The 14,933-nt window shown below is 74.1% G+C and carries 14 protein-coding genes; 7 read left to right on the top strand and 7 right to left on the bottom strand.

Annotated features, from left to right (window positions below; all coding sequences use genetic code 11):
* Window positions 1-949: PHB depolymerase family esterase (locus ABD52_RS18185; RefSeq protein WP_200905205.1), on the bottom strand; the 949-nt coding region annotated here is incomplete at its 3' end.
* Window positions 950-1,186: 237 nt separating this feature from the next.
* Between ABD52_RS18185 and ABD52_RS18180 the strand changes: the two genes are divergently transcribed.
* The 4 genes from ABD52_RS18180 to ABD52_RS18165 all read left to right on the top strand — a co-directional run bounded on the left by ABD52_RS18180 (window position 1,187) and on the right by ABD52_RS18165 (window position 5,054).
* Window positions 1,187-2,149, top strand: a complete 963-nt coding sequence (locus tag ABD52_RS18180; protein ID WP_013286878.1) for a PaaX family transcriptional regulator C-terminal domain-containing protein — start codon at window positions 1,187-1,189, stop codon at window positions 2,147-2,149.
* Window positions 2,140-3,393: a cytochrome P450 gene (locus tag ABD52_RS18175; RefSeq protein ID WP_013286877.1), complete on the top strand. Its 1,254-nt coding sequence runs from the start codon at window positions 2,140-2,142 to the stop codon at window positions 3,391-3,393. Before ABD52_RS18180 ends, ABD52_RS18175 begins: the two co-directional genes overlap by 10 nt.
* A gap of 96 nt (window positions 3,394-3,489) precedes the next feature.
* Window positions 3,490-3,750, top strand: coding sequence for an acyl carrier protein (locus ABD52_RS18170; RefSeq protein WP_013286876.1), 261 nt, complete (start codon window positions 3,490-3,492; stop codon window positions 3,748-3,750).
* A gap of 65 nt (window positions 3,751-3,815) precedes the next feature.
* Window positions 3,816-5,054, top strand: coding sequence for a beta-ketoacyl synthase (locus ABD52_RS18165; protein WP_047892621.1), 1,239 nt, complete (start codon window positions 3,816-3,818; stop codon window positions 5,052-5,054).
* A gap of 30 nt (window positions 5,055-5,084) precedes the next feature.
* Here the strand turns inward: ABD52_RS18165 and ABD52_RS18160 are convergent, their stop codons facing one another.
* From ABD52_RS18160 to ABD52_RS18150, 3 genes are all read right to left on the bottom strand, one after another.
* Entirely contained in the window at window positions 5,085-6,398 is a 1,314-nt protein-coding gene (locus tag ABD52_RS18160; RefSeq protein WP_047892620.1) for a glycosyltransferase family 2 protein, read from the bottom strand.
* Window positions 6,399-6,410: 12 nt separating this feature from the next.
* Window positions 6,411-6,692, bottom strand: a complete 282-nt coding sequence (locus tag ABD52_RS18155) for a phosphopantetheine-binding protein (protein WP_030268419.1) — start codon at window positions 6,690-6,692, stop codon at window positions 6,411-6,413.
* Window positions 6,693-6,778: 86 nt separating this feature from the next.
* On the bottom strand, window positions 6,779-7,459 hold the full coding sequence (locus tag ABD52_RS18150) for a 4'-phosphopantetheinyl transferase superfamily protein (RefSeq protein WP_047892619.1): 681 nt from the start codon (window positions 7,457-7,459) through the stop codon (window positions 6,779-6,781).
* 65 nt (window positions 7,460-7,524) lie between these two features.
* On the opposite strand from ABD52_RS18150, the gene ABD52_RS18145 reads away from it, so the two are divergent.
* Window positions 7,525-8,934 carry a condensation domain-containing protein gene (locus ABD52_RS18145; RefSeq protein ID WP_047892618.1) on the top strand — a complete coding sequence of 470 codons (1,410 nt, stop codon included), beginning with the start codon at window positions 7,525-7,527 and terminating at the stop codon, window positions 8,932-8,934.
* 4 nt (window positions 8,935-8,938) lie between these two features.
* On the opposite strand, the gene ABD52_RS18140 is transcribed toward ABD52_RS18145, so the two are convergent.
* Both ABD52_RS18140 and ABD52_RS18135 read right to left on the bottom strand, forming a co-directional pair.
* Window positions 8,939-10,141, bottom strand: coding sequence for a cytochrome P450 (locus ABD52_RS18140; RefSeq protein ID WP_013286870.1), 1,203 nt, complete (start codon window positions 10,139-10,141; stop codon window positions 8,939-8,941).
* 10 nt (window positions 10,142-10,151) lie between these two features.
* Window positions 10,152-11,315: a nucleotide disphospho-sugar-binding domain-containing protein gene (locus ABD52_RS18135; RefSeq protein WP_047892617.1), complete on the bottom strand. Its 1,164-nt coding sequence runs from the start codon at window positions 11,313-11,315 to the stop codon at window positions 10,152-10,154.
* Between the two features lie 157 nt (window positions 11,316-11,472).
* Between ABD52_RS18135 and ABD52_RS18130 the strand changes: the two genes are divergently transcribed.
* On the top strand, window positions 11,473-12,684 hold the full coding sequence (locus ABD52_RS18130; RefSeq protein ID WP_047892616.1) for a cytochrome P450: 1,212 nt from the start codon (window positions 11,473-11,475) through the stop codon (window positions 12,682-12,684).
* Window positions 12,685-12,691: 7 nt separating this feature from the next.
* Here ABD52_RS18130 and ABD52_RS18125 read toward each other — a convergent pair whose 3' ends face one another.
* Window positions 12,692-13,555 carry a TauD/TfdA family dioxygenase gene (locus ABD52_RS18125; RefSeq protein ID WP_047892615.1) on the bottom strand — a complete coding sequence of 288 codons (864 nt, stop codon included), beginning with the start codon at window positions 13,553-13,555 and terminating at the stop codon, window positions 12,692-12,694.
* A 161-nt stretch (window positions 13,556-13,716) separates the two neighbouring features.
* Here ABD52_RS18125 and ABD52_RS18120 point away from each other — a divergent pair, with 161 nt between their 5' ends.
* On the top strand, window positions 13,717-14,742 hold the full coding sequence (locus ABD52_RS18120; RefSeq protein ID WP_047892614.1) for a methyltransferase: 1,026 nt from the start codon (window positions 13,717-13,719) through the stop codon (window positions 14,740-14,742).
* Window positions 14,743-14,933 lie beyond the last annotated feature (191 nt).

Genomic DNA, 14,933 nt, shown 5'->3' with positions numbered 1-14,933 from the left:
TGGTCGGGCCGGGCGTGGTGGTCAGGCCGAAGAACGCCACCGCGGCCGCGGCCATGCCGGCCGAGGGCAGGCTGTGCCCGGCGCCCTGGATGCTGTACGCCTCGACCTGCACGGTGCCGGTGCCGTCGGCGTAGCGCCGCCGGTTCCAGCCGGACTGCGGCGTGTCGGTGGACGTGGGCGTCTGGCTGAGGCCGAACACGTTCGTCCACTGCTCGATCGTCTCCTGGAGCAGCGAGTACGGCACCAGCGTGTCGTTGGTGCCGTGCCACAACTGCACCCGGGGACGGGGACCGGTGTAGCCGGGGTACGCCTGGCGGACCGCGTCACCCCACTGCTGCGGGGTGCGGTTCATGTTCCCGCCGGTGCACTGGCTGGATCCGGGCGGATAGTCGGCGGCGCCGGCGAAGCAGTTGAACGGCACGCCCATGAACGCCGCGCCGGCCTTGAAGACGTCCGGGTAGAGCGCCAGCATGTGGTTGGTCATCATGCCGCCGGACGAGCTGCCGGTGGCGTAGACCCGGTCCGGGTCTGCGCCGTACTGCTGCTGGACGTAGCGGACCATCGAGATGAGTGACACCGGGTCGCTGCCGCCGCCGCGCCGCTTGGCCGCGTCGGACCAGGTGTCGAAGCAGTTGCCGAAGCCGGCCTGCTGGGTCGCGCTGGGGTAGATGACGATGAAGCCGTACCGGTCGGCCAGGCCGGCGAACTCGCTGCCGGAGTAGAAGCCGGGGCCGGAACCGCCGCAGCCGTGCATGGCCACCACAGTGGCCGGCCGGGCCGGGCGGGCGTCCGGGACGTAGACGTGCATGCGCATCCGGCCGGGGTTGTCGCCGAAGCTGGTCACCTCGGTCAGCGACGCCGCGTACGCGGGTTGGACGGCGGGGATCACCAGGCCGGCCGCCGCCAGCGACGCGGCCAGGGCCACCACCATCTTGGCTCTGATTCTCACGGAGACTCCTTCGATCGCCCTGTGCGGGCGGGGTCGGGCGGATGCGCCCCGCGCCGGCGACCCGGGCCGCCGCGGTGTCGCGCCTCACCCACTGACGTGGTTCGCCCGGCCCGGCTCCGTCGTGTGGCACATAGTGTTCCGGCCGGACGGCAAAGTGTCAATCGATACCCTCCGATGAGCTGCGGCGGCGTTCGTCTACAGTCGGGGCACCGTCCCTGAGCCGAGCCCGGAGCGCGTGTGGCAAGCCCGTTCGACATCGAGGAGATCTACCCGGACGAGGGACCGGCGCCGCGGCTGCCCCGGCGGCAGGCCGGCACCTCGCCGCAGAGCGTCGCGGTGACGCTCCTGACCGACTACACGCTGCGTACCCGCGCCGCGCTGCCGTCCGCGGCGATCGTCGCGCTGCTCGGCGAGGCCGGCGTGACCAGCGCCGGCGCGCGTACCGCGATCAGCCGGCTGGCCCGCCGCGGTGTGCTGGAGGGCAGCCGGCAGGGCCGCAACAGCTTCTACCGGCTCAGCCGCGCCGCCGCCGCCGACCTGTCCGCCGGCGGGAACTGGATCACCGCCTCCACCGCCGAGACGCAGGCGTGGGACGGATGCTGGACGATCGTCGCCTTCTCGCTGCCGCAGGACCACGGCACGCAGCGCCGGGCGCTGCGCGGCCAGCTGCGCTGGCTGGGCTTCGCGCCGCTCTACGACGGGCTGTGGATCTCGCCGTACGAGCTGGCCGGGCCCGCGTGCGCCCGGCTGGCCCAGCTCGCCCTCGGTGCGGTCACGGTGTTCCGGGGACGGCAGGACGCGCTGGACGCGATCGGCCAGCGCGCCCCCGTGGACGCCTGGGACGTCGACGCGATCAGCGGGCACTATGAGGCGTTCCTGCGGCGGTGGACGCCGCTGGTGTCGCGGCTCGGCTCCGTCGACGGCGCCGCCGCCGTGCGGGCGCGTACCGAGGTGATGGACACGTACCGGCGGTTTCCCACGCTCGACCCGCGGCTGCCACTGGAACTGCTGCCCGCCGGATGGCCGCGCCGGGCGGCCCGGGACCTGTTCGCGGCCGTCTACGACGGCCTGGCCGGGGCCGCCGAAGCCCACGTCCGGGCGGTCGTCGCCCGGTTCGCCGACCCGGTGCCACCCGGCATCCGGGCGCACACCACCGCCGACATGCTCGCCGGCGTCGGCGAGGAGCGGCCATGCGCGTGACCATCTCCCTCGACGAGCTGCTCGGCGACGAGGTACGGCGCGACCCGTACCCGTTCTACGCCCGGCTGCACGAGGCGGGAGAGGCGGTCGCGCTGCGGCCCGCCGACCCGCACGCGCTCGTCGTGCACGGGTACGACGCGGTCAACCGGGTGCTGCGCGACCCCGTCTTCCGGGTGCTCGGCGCCGACTACCTGGACCGGGCCGGTGTGCGCTGGCGCGAGCACCAGGTCATCCGGATCCTCCAGTCGTCGATGCTCAACGCCGCCGAGGGCGACCACCTGCGGGTCCGGCACCTGTTCTCCCAGGCCCTCACCCCGCGCCGGGTCGCCGCGCTGGAACCGGCCATCGGGCGCATCGCCGACGGCCTGCTCGACGGGCTCGCCGCCGAGGGCGCGGACGGCCGGCCGGTCGACTTCATGGCCCGCTTCGCGCTCCGGCTGCCCAGTGACGTCATCGGCGAGCTGCTGGGCGTGCCGGAGGCGGACCGGGAGTGGTTCCCGTCCCGGGTCCGCGCGTTCGACGCGGTGCTGGAGATCGGCCGCCGGTCCATGCGCGAGGTCCGGGCCGCCAACGTGGCGGCGGCGGAGCTGACCGCGTACTTCACCGACCTGGTCGCCGCGCGCCGGGCGGCGCCGCGCGACGACTTCGTCTCGGCGCTGCTGCGCGGCCTGGACGACGAGCCCGGCCGGCTGAGCGCCGACGAGCTGCTGGCCAACCTCATCATCATGTACAACGCCGGGTTCCGGACCACCGCGAACCTGCTCGGCAACGGGCTGGTGCTGCTCACCGAGCGGCCGGACGCCCGGGACGCGCTGCGCGCCGATCCGTCGCTGGCCGCGTCGTACGTCGAGGAGATCCTGCGGTACGAGCCGCCTGTGCACTTCGCGGTCCGGTACGCCGCCGAGGACACCGAGGTCGCCGGCCTGCCGGTGGCGGCGGGCCGGACGGTGGTGGTGCTGACCGGTGCCGCGAACCGGGATCCGCGCCGCTTCCCCGACCCGGACCGGTTCGACCCGTCCCGCACGGACAACCGGCACCTGGCGTTCAGCGCCGGGCCGCACTACTGCTTCGGGGCGACGCTGGCCCGGACCGAGGGACGGCTGGTCCTGCCCCGCCTGCTGGACCGCTTCCCGGCGCTGGCCGCCGAACCCGGGCCGCGCCGCGCGCTGATGCTGCGCGGCTACGACCGGCTTCCGGTACGGCTGACCGACCGGATATCTTGCCAAACCAATCCGATCGAGTAAGGTCGATGCTACGCGGAGTGTCCGCTCCGCGCCTCACAGGTTCCGTCGAGCAGGTCGAGTGCGCCGCCAGGACACCGTGGAAGGGAAACACCGGGCATGACCGACGAGATCCGCGCGTTCCTCCTCGCCGCACTCACCGAGATGAAGTACGACGTCTCCGACGTCGACGACGACACCGTCTTCGGTCCCGCCGGGCTCGACGTGGACTCCCTCGGCCTGGCCGAGCTGGCGGTACGTGTGGAGGACCGGTTCGGGGTCGCCTTCGACGACGACGAGGCGGAGGACCTCGCCATGATGACCGTCGGCGAGTTCAGCCGGACGGTGGCGGCGCGCATCGCACCGGCCTCGGCGCACTGACCGATGTCGGGGCACGGCACCCGGCCGCGCGGCGTCCCGGCGCCCACGTCGGCGCAGCGGTTCCGGTGAGCGTGCGCGAACCGGTCACCGTCACCGGCATCGGACTGGTCAGCCCGGTCGGCGCGACCGCCGCCGAGGTGTTCGACGCGGTCTGCGACGGCCGCTCCGGGCTCACCCGGCCCCCGGCCGGCCATCCGCTGCACGGCGTCGTCGACGTCGCCGCGTTCGCCCCGGCGATCGACCCGGCGAGCGTGCTGCCCGGCCCGGAGTCACGCGTCGTGGACCGGTCGATCGTGATGGTGCTGCGCGCCGCCGAGGACGCGCTCGCCGACGCCGGACTGCGGATCGGCCAAGACGTCGATCCGTACCGGGTGGCGGTCGTCGTCTCCGGCGTCGGCGGTCTGTCCACGCTGGAGGAACAGGTGCTCGCCCGCGCCGGGCGGGGCCGGTTCGGGGTCAGCCCGTACATGCTGCCCGGGACGCTGCCGAACATGGGCGCGGCCCGCATCGCGATCAAGTTCGGCATCCACGGCTACACCTCGTCGATCGGCACGGCGTGTGCGGCTGGGGCGCAGTCGATCGGGGAGGCGCTGCGCATCCTGCGCGCCGGCGAGGCGGACGTGGTGCTCGCCGGATGCGCCGAGGCGCCGCTGTTCCCGACGTTCGCCGACGCGTTCGGCAACGCCCGCGCGCTGGCCCGCGGCTGGGCCGACCCGGCCGCCGCGAGCCGCCCCTTCGACCGCCGCCGCAACGGGCTCGTCCTCGGCGAGGGCGCCGGGGTGTTCGTCCTGGAACGCGCCGCGCACGCCGCCGCGCGCGGGGCCCACCGGCACGCCGACGTGCTCGGCTGGGGCGCCACGAACGACGCCCACCACCCGACCACGCCGCGCCCCGACGGCGCGGGCGCGGCCCGGTGCATGCGGATGGCCGTCCGCGACTCAGGGCTGGTGCCCGGCGACATCGGGTACGTCAACGCGCACGGCACCAGCACCCGGGCCGGGGACGCCGCCGAGCTGGCCGCGCTCGCCGAGGTGTACGGCGCCGCCCCGCCGCCGCTGAGTTCGACCAAGGGCGTGACCGGGCACATGCTCGGCGTCTCCGGCGTGATCGAGGCGGCCGTCGCGGTCGAGGCGCTGCGTCGCGGCCTGCTGCCGCCCACGCACAATCTGGACGACCCGGAGCGCGACGGCGAGGTCGACCACATCCGCGGGCGGGCACGCGCCACGGCGGTGGACGCGGTGCTGTCCAACTCGTTCGGCTTCGGCGGGCACAACGTCAGCCTCGTCCTGGCCGGGCCCGCCTGAGCGGCGCGGCCCCTTGGCCGGCCGGGTACCTCAGCGGAGCGTGATCACCGTGGCGGTGTCGTACGCGGCGACGGCGACGGTGAAGTGCGGGCGCAGCATGTCGGCCACGTAGTCGAGGTCGGCGACCAGCGGCACCGGAAGCAGGGCGCGCTGGTCCGGGCCGGTCCGGGTGGCGACCAGTTCGATCCGGTCGGCCTTGAGCAGCCCCCGGGTGAGGAACGCGGGCAGGTCCTCGGGCAGCAGGCACCGCCACATGTCGACGTTGACGATCAGGTCCAGCGCGCCGGCCTTGAACTGCTGGAGCACGGTGCCGAGCAGGTGGGAGTTCGTCTCGCCGACCGGCGCGTCGTGATCGAACGTGTGCGACCCGGCGCCCAGGTCCAGCGTGGACACGCCGTTGCCGACGACCAGCGCCGCGCTCGCCGTCAGCTCCTCGCGCAGCGACGCGGGCAGGACGTCCGGCCGGCCCAGCCCACCGGCCCGGTACGCCTCGATGGCCTGGCCGTAGAGCCGGATCCGGCCCAGGTGCCGGCCGAACGTGTTGAGCCCGTACAGCACCTCGACGTCGTAGCGCAGGTGCTTGCGCAGCAGGTACTTCATGTTGTCCATCGAGGCGAGCCCGTTGGACGTCTTGCGGAAGTGCGGCAGGTGGTAGGAGAGCGCGTCGACGTCCAGCCGGAACAGCTCCGGCGGCGCGCCGTGCAGGTGGAACACCCGATAGAAGAAGTCGAGGTCCTCGAAGCCCCACTTGACCATCGCCTCGTCGAAGCCGCCGACCCGCCGGAACGACTCGTGGTCCACCGAGGCGTTGTGGGTCAGGCCCAGCACCCAGGGCGCGCTCGGGAAGTCGTCCGTCCGCTGCGGGAGGGCGATGTCCTCCAGCCGCGGGTCGCCACGCTCGGCGTCGAGCATCGCCGGGGCGACCGGTTCGCCCCGGCGCAGCGCGTCCGCGCCGGCCCAGTCCAGGTCGTACCGCTGGCCGAGCAGCACCCCGGGCCGGCCGGCACGACCGGCGTGGAAGTCGCGGTGCCGCTCCAGCAGCCCGGGATGCGCCACCGTGTCGGCGTCGAGGAACATCAGCGTGTCCGCGCGGGCCCGGGCCGCCGCCGCGTTGCGGTTGGCGCTGCGGCCGCGGTTCCGCTCGCTGCGGACGTAGTCGATCCGCAGCCGGTCCCGGTAGGCGTCCACCACCGGGCCGAGCGCCACGGCCGAGCCGTCGTCGCCGACGATCACCTCGAAGTCGCCGGGCGGCAGCGTCTGCCGGGTCAGCGACCGCAGCGTCGCGTCGAGTGCGGAGCCGTTCTCGTGCGCGGGCACCACCACGCTCAGGCCGGGCCGGTCCACGTCTCGGCCTGCTCAGCGCGGGGTGGAGTTGGCGGTGATGTAGTCGGCCAGGTCGCCGAGCGTGGCCATCCGATCCTCGTCGAGTTCCTCGACGTCGATCTGGATCTCCAGCTCGTCCTCCAGCGACAGCAGCAGCTCCAGGCCGAGCGAGGAGCTGAGGCCGAGGTCGTCCATCAGCTGGGTCTGCTCGGTGACCGGCGCGTCCGGCCGGAGCATTCGGGTCAGCAGGACGGTCAGGCGGTCGACGACCTGGTCACGGGGCGGCGCGTCGGCCGGCGCGTCGTGTTCTAGCATCGGGCGTCCCGCGAGTCGATCATGCGCGTCGGCATGGAGTCATCAGAGCAGGGGACATCGGCGGGTGTCAACGGGTACGGCGATCGTCACCGATCGTGACCGAGGCCGGTGTGGCACTCGACGGCGTACGGCCGGTCGCCGGCGAGCGCGACCGCCACCGCGTACCCGGCGGGTGTGCGCAGGTCGGCGAGCCGGTGCGGGCCGGCCGGCTCGACGCACTCGACCACGTCGGCCCGGTGCACCGGCACGGCGAGGTTGGGCCACAGCCGGCCCCCGGCCGCCTTGACCGCAGCCTCCTTGCGCGCCCACAGCCGGGTGAACCGCAGCGCCCGGCCGGCCGGGTCCGGTCCGGCGGCGACGTGCCGCGCCTCCCGCGGGTCGAAGAAGCGCGCGGACGCCGAAATCGGGTCACCGCCCGGCGCGACGTGCTGGATGTCCACCCCGACCGGACGGCCCTCGCTGAGCGCGACCGCCACCAGGTCGCCGGAGTACGACAGGCTCGTGTGCAGGCCGCTCCACGGGCCGGTCAGCGCCGGTTTGCCGTACCGGCCGCGGTGCCAGGTCAGCGCCGCCGGTGGCGCGCCGGCAGCCCGCCCGGCCAGGACGCGCAGCGCGCCGTGCGCCACTGTGAACCGGTCCCGCAGCGCCCCGGCGCCGAGCCGCGCGGCCCGGTCCCGCTCGTCCGCGTCGAGCACCGCCCGGTACCGGGCCAGCTCGTCCGCCGGCACCGCCACCGGGACGATCCAGACCCGGACGGCGTCCCGCATGGACGGCAGCGTAACCGTGCGCCGTCACGTTGACACAAACCGATGCGCGTTGCTCTGATGAGCGGGTGTTCGCGCAGACGGTCCAGGCCCAGGTTCCCGTGGCGTTCGCCGGGCCGGGCGCCGGCACCGCGCCCCTGACCTGGGGGCAGAAGGCCATCATGCAGGACATGCGGGAGACCGGCTGGACGCACAACGTCAGCGGCGCCCACCCGATGCCCGCGGGTGTCACGATCGAGCAGGTGGCGGCCGAGTTCGCCGCGCTGATGGCCCGGCACCCGGCGCTGCGGATGCGGCTCGGCGCCGGCGACGACGGCGGCCCGTGCCAGGTCGTGTCGGCGAGCGGCGAGACGGTCCTGGACGTGGTGGACGTACCCGACGACGCGGACCCGGCCGACGTGGCCGCGTTCGCCTACGACCTGGGCCACGCCCGCCTGCTCAGCCACTACGACCTCTACCGGGACTGGTCGGTGAGGATGGCGGTGATCCGGCACCGCGGTGCGCTGGTGCACCGGGTGCTGACGATCGACCACCTCGTGGTGGACGGCACCGCCACGTCCCTCATCCTGGCCGACCTCGGCCTGGCCGGCCGGCCGGTCCGCCGGGTCGCCGACCCGCGTACCGTGCAGATCCTCGACCTGGGGCGGCGGGAGGAGACGCCGCCGCTGCGCCGGCTCAGTGACCGGGCCGTGCGCCACTGGGCCGAGCATCTGCGGGACGTCCCGCCGCTGACGTTCGGTGAGCCGAAGGCCGGCGGGCGCCGGGGCCACCGGTACTGGCACGGCCGGTTCAGCTCGCCCGCCGCGTACCTGGCGGTGCGGGCCATCGCGGCGCGGACCCGCACGGACACCTCGCGCGTGCTGCTCGCGGTCATCGCGGTCGCGATCGGCCGGGCCACCGGCGTCAGCCCGCTCACCGCGAAGCTCATCGTCGGCAACCGGTTCCGGCCGGGCTTCGCCGAGGCCATCGCTCCGCTCAGCCAGAACGGCGTGCTGCGCGTCGACACCGCGGACACCACTGTGGACGAGGTGGTGGCGCGCGCCCGCCGGGCCGCGGTCTCCGCCGGGAAGTACGCCTACTACGACCCGGCCCAGCTCGCCGAGGTCTCGGCCCGGCTGGACGCCGAACGGGGGTACCCGGCCCGGATCAGCTGCCGGATCAACGACCGGCGGGTGACCACCCGGCAGGCGGCCGACGGCGGGCTGCACGACGACCCGGTGACCGCCGAGCGGATCCGCCGCCGGGCCGACGAGACGTTCCTGGTCTGGGACGGCCCGCTGGACCACCTGCCCGAGCAGGTCTTCATCACCGTCGAGGACCAGCCGGAGACGGTCCACCTCCAGGTCATCTTCGACTTCGGCTGCTTCACCGAGGAGCAGGCGGAACGGCTGCTGCGCGGCGTGGAGGAGGTGGCGGTGGAGGCGGCGCTCGACGCCGCCGCGCCGACCCGGGTCGTCCCCGGGTCGGCGGGCGGCTGACCGGTCACCGGTCCCAGGTCACCGGCAGCGACTCCAGGCTGCGCACCACCAGCCCGGGCCGGAACCGCAGCTCCGCCTCGTCGACAGCGAGCCGCAGCCCTGGCAGCCGCCGCAGCAGCGCGCCCAGCGCCTCCTGCAACTCCATCCGCGCCAGCGCCGCGCCCAGGCAGTGGTGCGGACCGGCGCCGAACGCCAGGTGCGGATTGTGCACGCGGGTCAGGTCGAGCGTGTCCGCGCCCGGAAACACAGTGGCGTCCCGGTTGGCCGACGCGATCGCCGGCAGCACCGCGGCGCCGGCCGGCAGGCGTACGCCGCCCAGCTCCACCTCCTCGGTCGTGACCCGGGGCAGCAACACCCCGTTGTCGCCGAGCTGGATGAAGCGGGACAGCTCCTCGACCGCCCGGGCCACCGCCACCGGATCGTCGCCGCGCAGCCCGGCCAGCTGCTCCGGATGGCGGGCCAGGACCAGCAGGAACAGGTTGAGCTGGTTGGTGGTGGTCTCGTGCCCGCCCACGAAGATCCCGGCGGTGACCGACACCAGCTCCCGTTCGGTCAGGTCGTCGTGGTCGTCCCAGACCGAGATGAGCGCACTCATCAGGTCGTCGCCGGGCTCGCGGCGCCGCTCGTCGATCAGCTCGCGGAACGCCTCCAGCGCGGCCCGGGGCGCGTCCGGATCGGCGTCCCAGTCGCCGACGAGAGCGTCCGACCACTGGCGTACCCGCTCCCGGTCCCGCTCCGGGATGCCGAACAGCGTGCTGATCACGGAGATCGGCAGGGGACCGGAGAGGTGCGTGATCAGGTCGGCCGGCGGACCCGCGGCCTCCAGCTCGTCGATCATCCGGTCGACGAGCGCCGCGACCCGCGGGCGCAGCTCCTCCACCCGGCGGACGGTGAACGCGTGCGAGACGGCCCGGCGCATCGTGGTGTGCCGGGGCGGATCCATCCCGATCAGCGAGTCCTCGGCGAGTGAGCCGAGTTCCCGGGTCGGGCGGTTCGGGCCGGCCGCGGCGGCCCGGCTGAACCGCTGGTCGGTGAAGACCCGGCGCACGTCGGCGTGCCGGGTGGCCAGGTACGCGCACGCCCCGTCGGGCAGCTCGACCCGGGCCACCGGGCACGTCTCCCGCATCCGGGTGTAGTCCGGCGACGGGTGGTAGATCGTCGGAGCCGGCGCGAGCGGGTACGGGATGGCCGGTGGCTCCTGCGTCATCTGCGACTCCTCAGATCGGGCCGCCCCGGGCCAGGGCGGCAAGCGCCGGCACCAGATCCGCGGGGGCGGGCATGGCGTGGACCCGGTCGCGCATCGACGTCGCGGCCCGTCGCCGGGGCCCGTCACCGACCAGCTCGCCGACGAGTTCCCGGACCGCGTCGGCGGTGGCCTGCTCACCCGTCAGCGAGGTGCCGGCGCCGGTGGCGGCCAGCCGTTCCGCGTTGAAGTGCTGGTCACTGACCTGCGGCAGGACGAGCTGCGGCACGCCGTAGGCGAGCGCGGTCATGGTGGTGCCGGCCCCGCCCTGCTGCACGAGCGCGGCGCAGGTCGGCAGCACCAGCCGTACGGCCAGCGGCCCGTCGACCAGGCGGACCCGGGCCGGCAGCGGGCCCAGCCCCTCGTGCTGACGCGGTTCGACCACCACGACGACCTCCACGTCGAGCCCGGCCACCGCCCGGATCACCCCGCCCAGGTCGAACCGGTCGTGCAACCCGGCGGCGGCCATCATGGTGCCCGCCGTGACGCACACCCGGGGCCGGCCCGCCGGGCGGCGCAGCCAGTCCGGCACCACGGCCGGACCGTTGTACGGCACGAACCGCACCGGACGGCCGGGGCGCGCCGTCGGCACCTGCATGGGCGGCGGCACCGGATCGAGCGTCAGGACGCCGTCCAGCGGCACGTCGGCGGCGCGCAACCCGAACCGGGCGGCCAGCGGCCCGACCACCTGATCCGGGTCCATGCGCAGTGTGGTCGAGGAGTCCGGCCCCCACAGGTTCAGCACGCCCGGCACGCCCAGCACGGCGGCGGCCACCGGCGCGGCCAGGTTGAACGGCTCCCAGAGGACCAGGTCCGGCCGCCAGGACCGGCCGAAGGAGACCAGGTCGTCGAGGACGGCGTCGGCGAACCGGACCACCCCGCCGTCGGCGGTGATCGCCGGCACGACCGCGCCGGCCGGCGCGGAACCGGCGAGCGGGGCCACCGTGCCGATCCGGTCGGCGAACGCCTCGGCGAAGTCGACGTCCGCGCCCAGCGGTACGGCGGCGAGCCCGGCCGCGCTGATAGTGGCGGCCATCGACGGGTGACTCGCCACCCGCACCTCGTGACCGGCGGCCTGCAACGCCCAGCCGAGCGGGACCAGGCTGTAGAAATGCGACCGCCAGCCCCACGTCGACATCAGAATTCGCAGCGGCGCAGTCAAATCCCACCAATCCGCGCGGCGAAACGGCAGCCCTGGAGAACCGATGCTAGGGGATCGGCACCGGTACGCGGAAGGCCGCGGACGCATGCGACGGATATTGACGCCGGACTAACCGATGCTGGACTCTTAGCCGATGTCGGACGTGGACCGCGATCAGCTGCCCGGTGGCCCGGCGACAGTCAATTCCGGGCTGCGTTCCTATCCGTTCGAACCGTTCACCGGAGACCTTCCCGCCGAGCTGCTGGAGATGGTCGTCGCCGAGCCGGTCAGCCGGGTGCGGCTGCCCGACGGGCGGGCGGCCTGGCTGGTGCTCGGCTACGAGGACTGCTGCACCGTCCTGGCCGATCCCCGCTTCTCCCGGCTGCCGCTGGGCGCGACGGCGACACCGGACGGCGGCGGTCCCCGTGAGTTGAACATGGACGGTCCGGCGCACGCCGTGGTGCGGCGGGTGGCCGGCCGTGCGTTCACCGCCCGGCGCATCGGGACGTTCCGGCCCCGGGTGCAGCGGCTGGTGGACGAGCTGGTCGACGCCATGCTGGCCGGTCCGCGCCCGGCCGACGTGGTGGCCGGACTGGTGGCGCCGCTGCCGGTGCTCGTGGTGTGCGACGTGCTCGGTGTCCCGGCCGCCGACCGGCCCCGGTTCTACGCCTGGATCGAGGGGCTGAACTCGGTCACCGCGTACGGCTCGGCCGCCGCCATGACCGCGCAGGCCGAGCTGCGGGACTACCTGGCCGGGCAGCTGGCGCGCAAGCGGGCCGAGCCCGGCGACGACCTGCTCTCGGCCTGGGTCCGCGGCGGCGGCGCGCACGAGCTGGTCGACGCCGAACTGGTCGAGCTGGCCATGGGGGTGCTGCTCGGCGGGCTGGAGATCAATTCGACGAGCGCGGGCCTGCGCGCGTTGTTCCAGCACCCGGAGCAGCTGGCGAAGCTGCGGGCCGCGCCGGGCAAGCTCGCCGCGGCCACCGACGAGATCCTGCGCTACACGTCGGTGAGCGCCATGTTCCGGGTACAGGTGGTCCGCGAGGACCTGGTCCTCGGCGGGGTCGGGATGAGGGCCGGCGACTGCGTGATGGCGATCCCGTGGGCCGGCAACCGCGACCCCCGGTTCTTCCCCGAGCCGAACGTCTTCGACATCGACCGCCGGCCCGGTGTGCCGCATCTGACCTTCGGCTTCGGGCCGCACTTCTGCCTCGGCACGGCGCTGGGCCGGATGCAGGTGGAGCTGTCGCTCGGGGCGCTGCTGACCCGGATGCCGGCGCTGTCTCCGGCCGTGCCGCTGGCGGAGATCCCGTGGCGGCACGACCGGATGAACGGCGGCATCGCCTCCTTCCCGGTCACCTGGTGACCGGCGGTCAGTAGCTCTCCACCGCGTTGACCCGGCCCGGCCAGTAGCGTTCGCCGGGTGCCGGGACGTAGTGCTCCCACCGGGGCTCGTTCCCGGTCGGGTGGTCGCCGAGCACGGTGATCCGCTGCCCGCGCCGCAGCCCGTCGTAGTCGTTCACGGCGTAGTGCTGGGTGACCCGGTTGTCCCACACCGCGACGTCCCCGGTCCGCCACCGGTAACGGCAGGTGAACTGGGGACTCTCGGAGAAGGTGAACAGGTGCTCCAGCAGCGCGTCGCTCTCGTTGCGGGTCAGCTGCGGGATGTGCGAGGTGAACAGCCGGTTGACGTACAGCGAGCGGCGCCCGGTCTCCGGGTGCACCCGGACCACCGGGTGTTCGGCGCGGCTGGTGAACTCGGTGCCGATCCGGATGACGTGGATGGCGGTCAGCCCGTCGAGCAGGTCCCGCATCGGCGCGGAGAGCGCCTCGTAGACCCGGTACTGGTTGGTCCACATGGTGTCGCCGCCGACGTCGGGCAACTGGATCAGGTGCAGGATCGAGGCGATCGGCGGGCTCTGGTGGAACGTCATGTCGGTGTGCCAGACGTCGACCTTGCCGCCGTCGGCGGAGTCGATGACGACGATCTCCGGGTGTCCGTCCAGCCGGGGCAGGTACGGGTGCAGCTCCACCTCGCCGAAGCGGCGGCCGAACGCGACGTGCGCCTGCGGCGTCAGCCCGGTCTGACCGGCGAGGAAGACCACCTGGTGCTTGAGCAGCAGGTCGTGGATCAGCGCGAAACCCTCGTCGGTGAGCGTGTTCAGGTCGATGCCGTGGACCTCGGCGCCCAGCGCGCCGGAGACGAGCCGGACCTCGGCCGCGATGGATGTGGTCATCGATGATCCCTCCGGTCTGCGCGCCTCGGCTGGTCCGCGAATTGTTCCACGTCCATGAATGTCCTCACCAGCCGTCGTCGTTGACTCACCCGCCGTACGCCTGGAAGCATGCGCACCGGCGGGGGCGGCGGTGCCGGCCCGCGACGCGGGAGGAGGCGCCGGTGTCGATCGATGCCCAGATCGAGGGTGACGCGGGGGAGCGGCTCGACCGGCTCACCGACCTGGCCACCCCGTTCGCGGTCCGCACGGCGGTGACGCTGCGCGTGCCGGACCGGATCGCCGCGGGCGTCACCGGTCTGGGTGAGCTGGCCGGCGCCTGCGGCGCGGACGCCGCCGCGCTGGGCCGCCTGCTGCGCTACCTCGTGCACCGGGGCGTGTTCGTCGAGGTGTCGCCGGACGTGTTCGGCCTCACCGACGTCGGCGAGCTGCTCTGCGACCGCGACGGCGGCGGCCACGGCGCCTACCTGGACCTCGGCGGGCTCGGCGCGCGGATGGACCTGGCCTGGACCGGCCTGCCGCACGCGATCCGCACCGGCGGGCCCGGCTACCGGGAGGTGCACGGGCGCGACTTCTGGGCCGACCTCGACGCCCACCCGGACCACCGGGCCTACTTCGACGCGCTGATGCTCAGCCAGCAGCGGTTCACCGCCCCGGAGGTCGCGGCGCTCTACCCCTGGCACGAGGCGAAGCACGTGGTCGACGTGGCCGGGGGTGCGGGCGGGCTGTTGCGGGAGGTGCTGGGCGCCCATCCGCACCTGCGGGGCACGCTCGTCGACCGCGACGAGCCGGTGGCCACCGCCGCCGCGACGTTCGCCGCCTGCGGCCTCGCCGACCGGGCCGAGACCGTGGTGGGGGACTTCTTCGCCCCGCTGCCGCCCGGCGCCGACGTGTACGTGGTCTCCCGCGCGCTCACCGACTGGAGCGACGCCCACGCCACCGCGATCCTGCGGCGCTGCGCCGAGGCGGCCGGGACCACCGGCAGGGTGCTCGTCATCGAGGTGCTGCCGACGGTGCCGCACGTGCCGCACCTGTCCCCGTACGACCTGCGGATGCTGGTCCTCGTCGGCGGCCGGGAGCGCGGGTTGCCCGAGTTCGCCGCGCTCGCCGCCGCCGCGGGCCTGGCGCCCCGGCGCACCTACCACGGCACCGACGGGCTGACGCTCATGGAGTTCGCCGCCGGCGCCTGAGCGGGCCCGAGGGAGCCGAACCTGTCCGGTGCCGTCCCGTGCGCCCGAACATTGACGTATATGCATCGAGATGGCGGCCGTGGGTCAAACGGCGGATTTCTCTGCGCATCGGTCAATGTGCTGAAGAATGCTGTCGCGACATTTGCGGCCACCCATGTCCATGCGCGTTTATCAATGGTTGTTCCGGGGAG

The sequence above is a fragment of the Micromonospora sp. RV43 genome, assembly GCF_001029515.1.
Taxonomy (GTDB): Bacteria; Actinomycetota; Actinomycetes; order Mycobacteriales; family Micromonosporaceae; genus Micromonospora; species Micromonospora aurantiaca.
The sequence above is the reverse complement of the archived record's forward strand: the minus strand, read 5'-3'. Positions and strand labels throughout refer to the sequence as shown.

What these genes read in the sequence shown, in the direction of transcription:
- ABD52_RS18175 (WP_013286877.1), top strand. Translation starts at nt 2,140, where the DNA reads ATGCGCGTGACCATCTCCCTCGACGAGCTGCTCGGCGACGAGGTACGG.
- ABD52_RS18170 (WP_013286876.1), top strand. Translation starts at nt 3,490, where the DNA reads ATGACCGACGAGATCCGCGCGTTCCTCCTCGCCGCACTCACCGAGATG.
- ABD52_RS18155 (WP_030268419.1), bottom strand. Translation starts at nt 6,692, where the DNA reads ATGCTAGAACACGACGCGCCGGCCGACGCGCCGCCCCGTGACCAGGTC.
- ABD52_RS18150 (WP_047892619.1), bottom strand. Translation starts at nt 7,459, where the DNA reads ATGCGGGACGCCGTCCGGGTCTGGATCGTCCCGGTGGCGGTGCCGGCG.
- ABD52_RS18140 (WP_013286870.1), bottom strand. Translation starts at nt 10,141, where the DNA reads ATGACGCAGGAGCCACCGGCCATCCCGTACCCGCTCGCGCCGGCTCCG.
- ABD52_RS18135 (WP_047892617.1), bottom strand. Translation starts at nt 11,315, where the DNA reads ATGTCGACGTGGGGCTGGCGGTCGCATTTCTACAGCCTGGTCCCGCTC.
- ABD52_RS18130 (WP_047892616.1), top strand. Translation starts at nt 11,473, where the DNA reads ATGTCGGACGTGGACCGCGATCAGCTGCCCGGTGGCCCGGCGACAGTC.
- ABD52_RS18125 (WP_047892615.1), bottom strand. Translation starts at nt 13,555, where the DNA reads ATGACCACATCCATCGCGGCCGAGGTCCGGCTCGTCTCCGGCGCGCTG.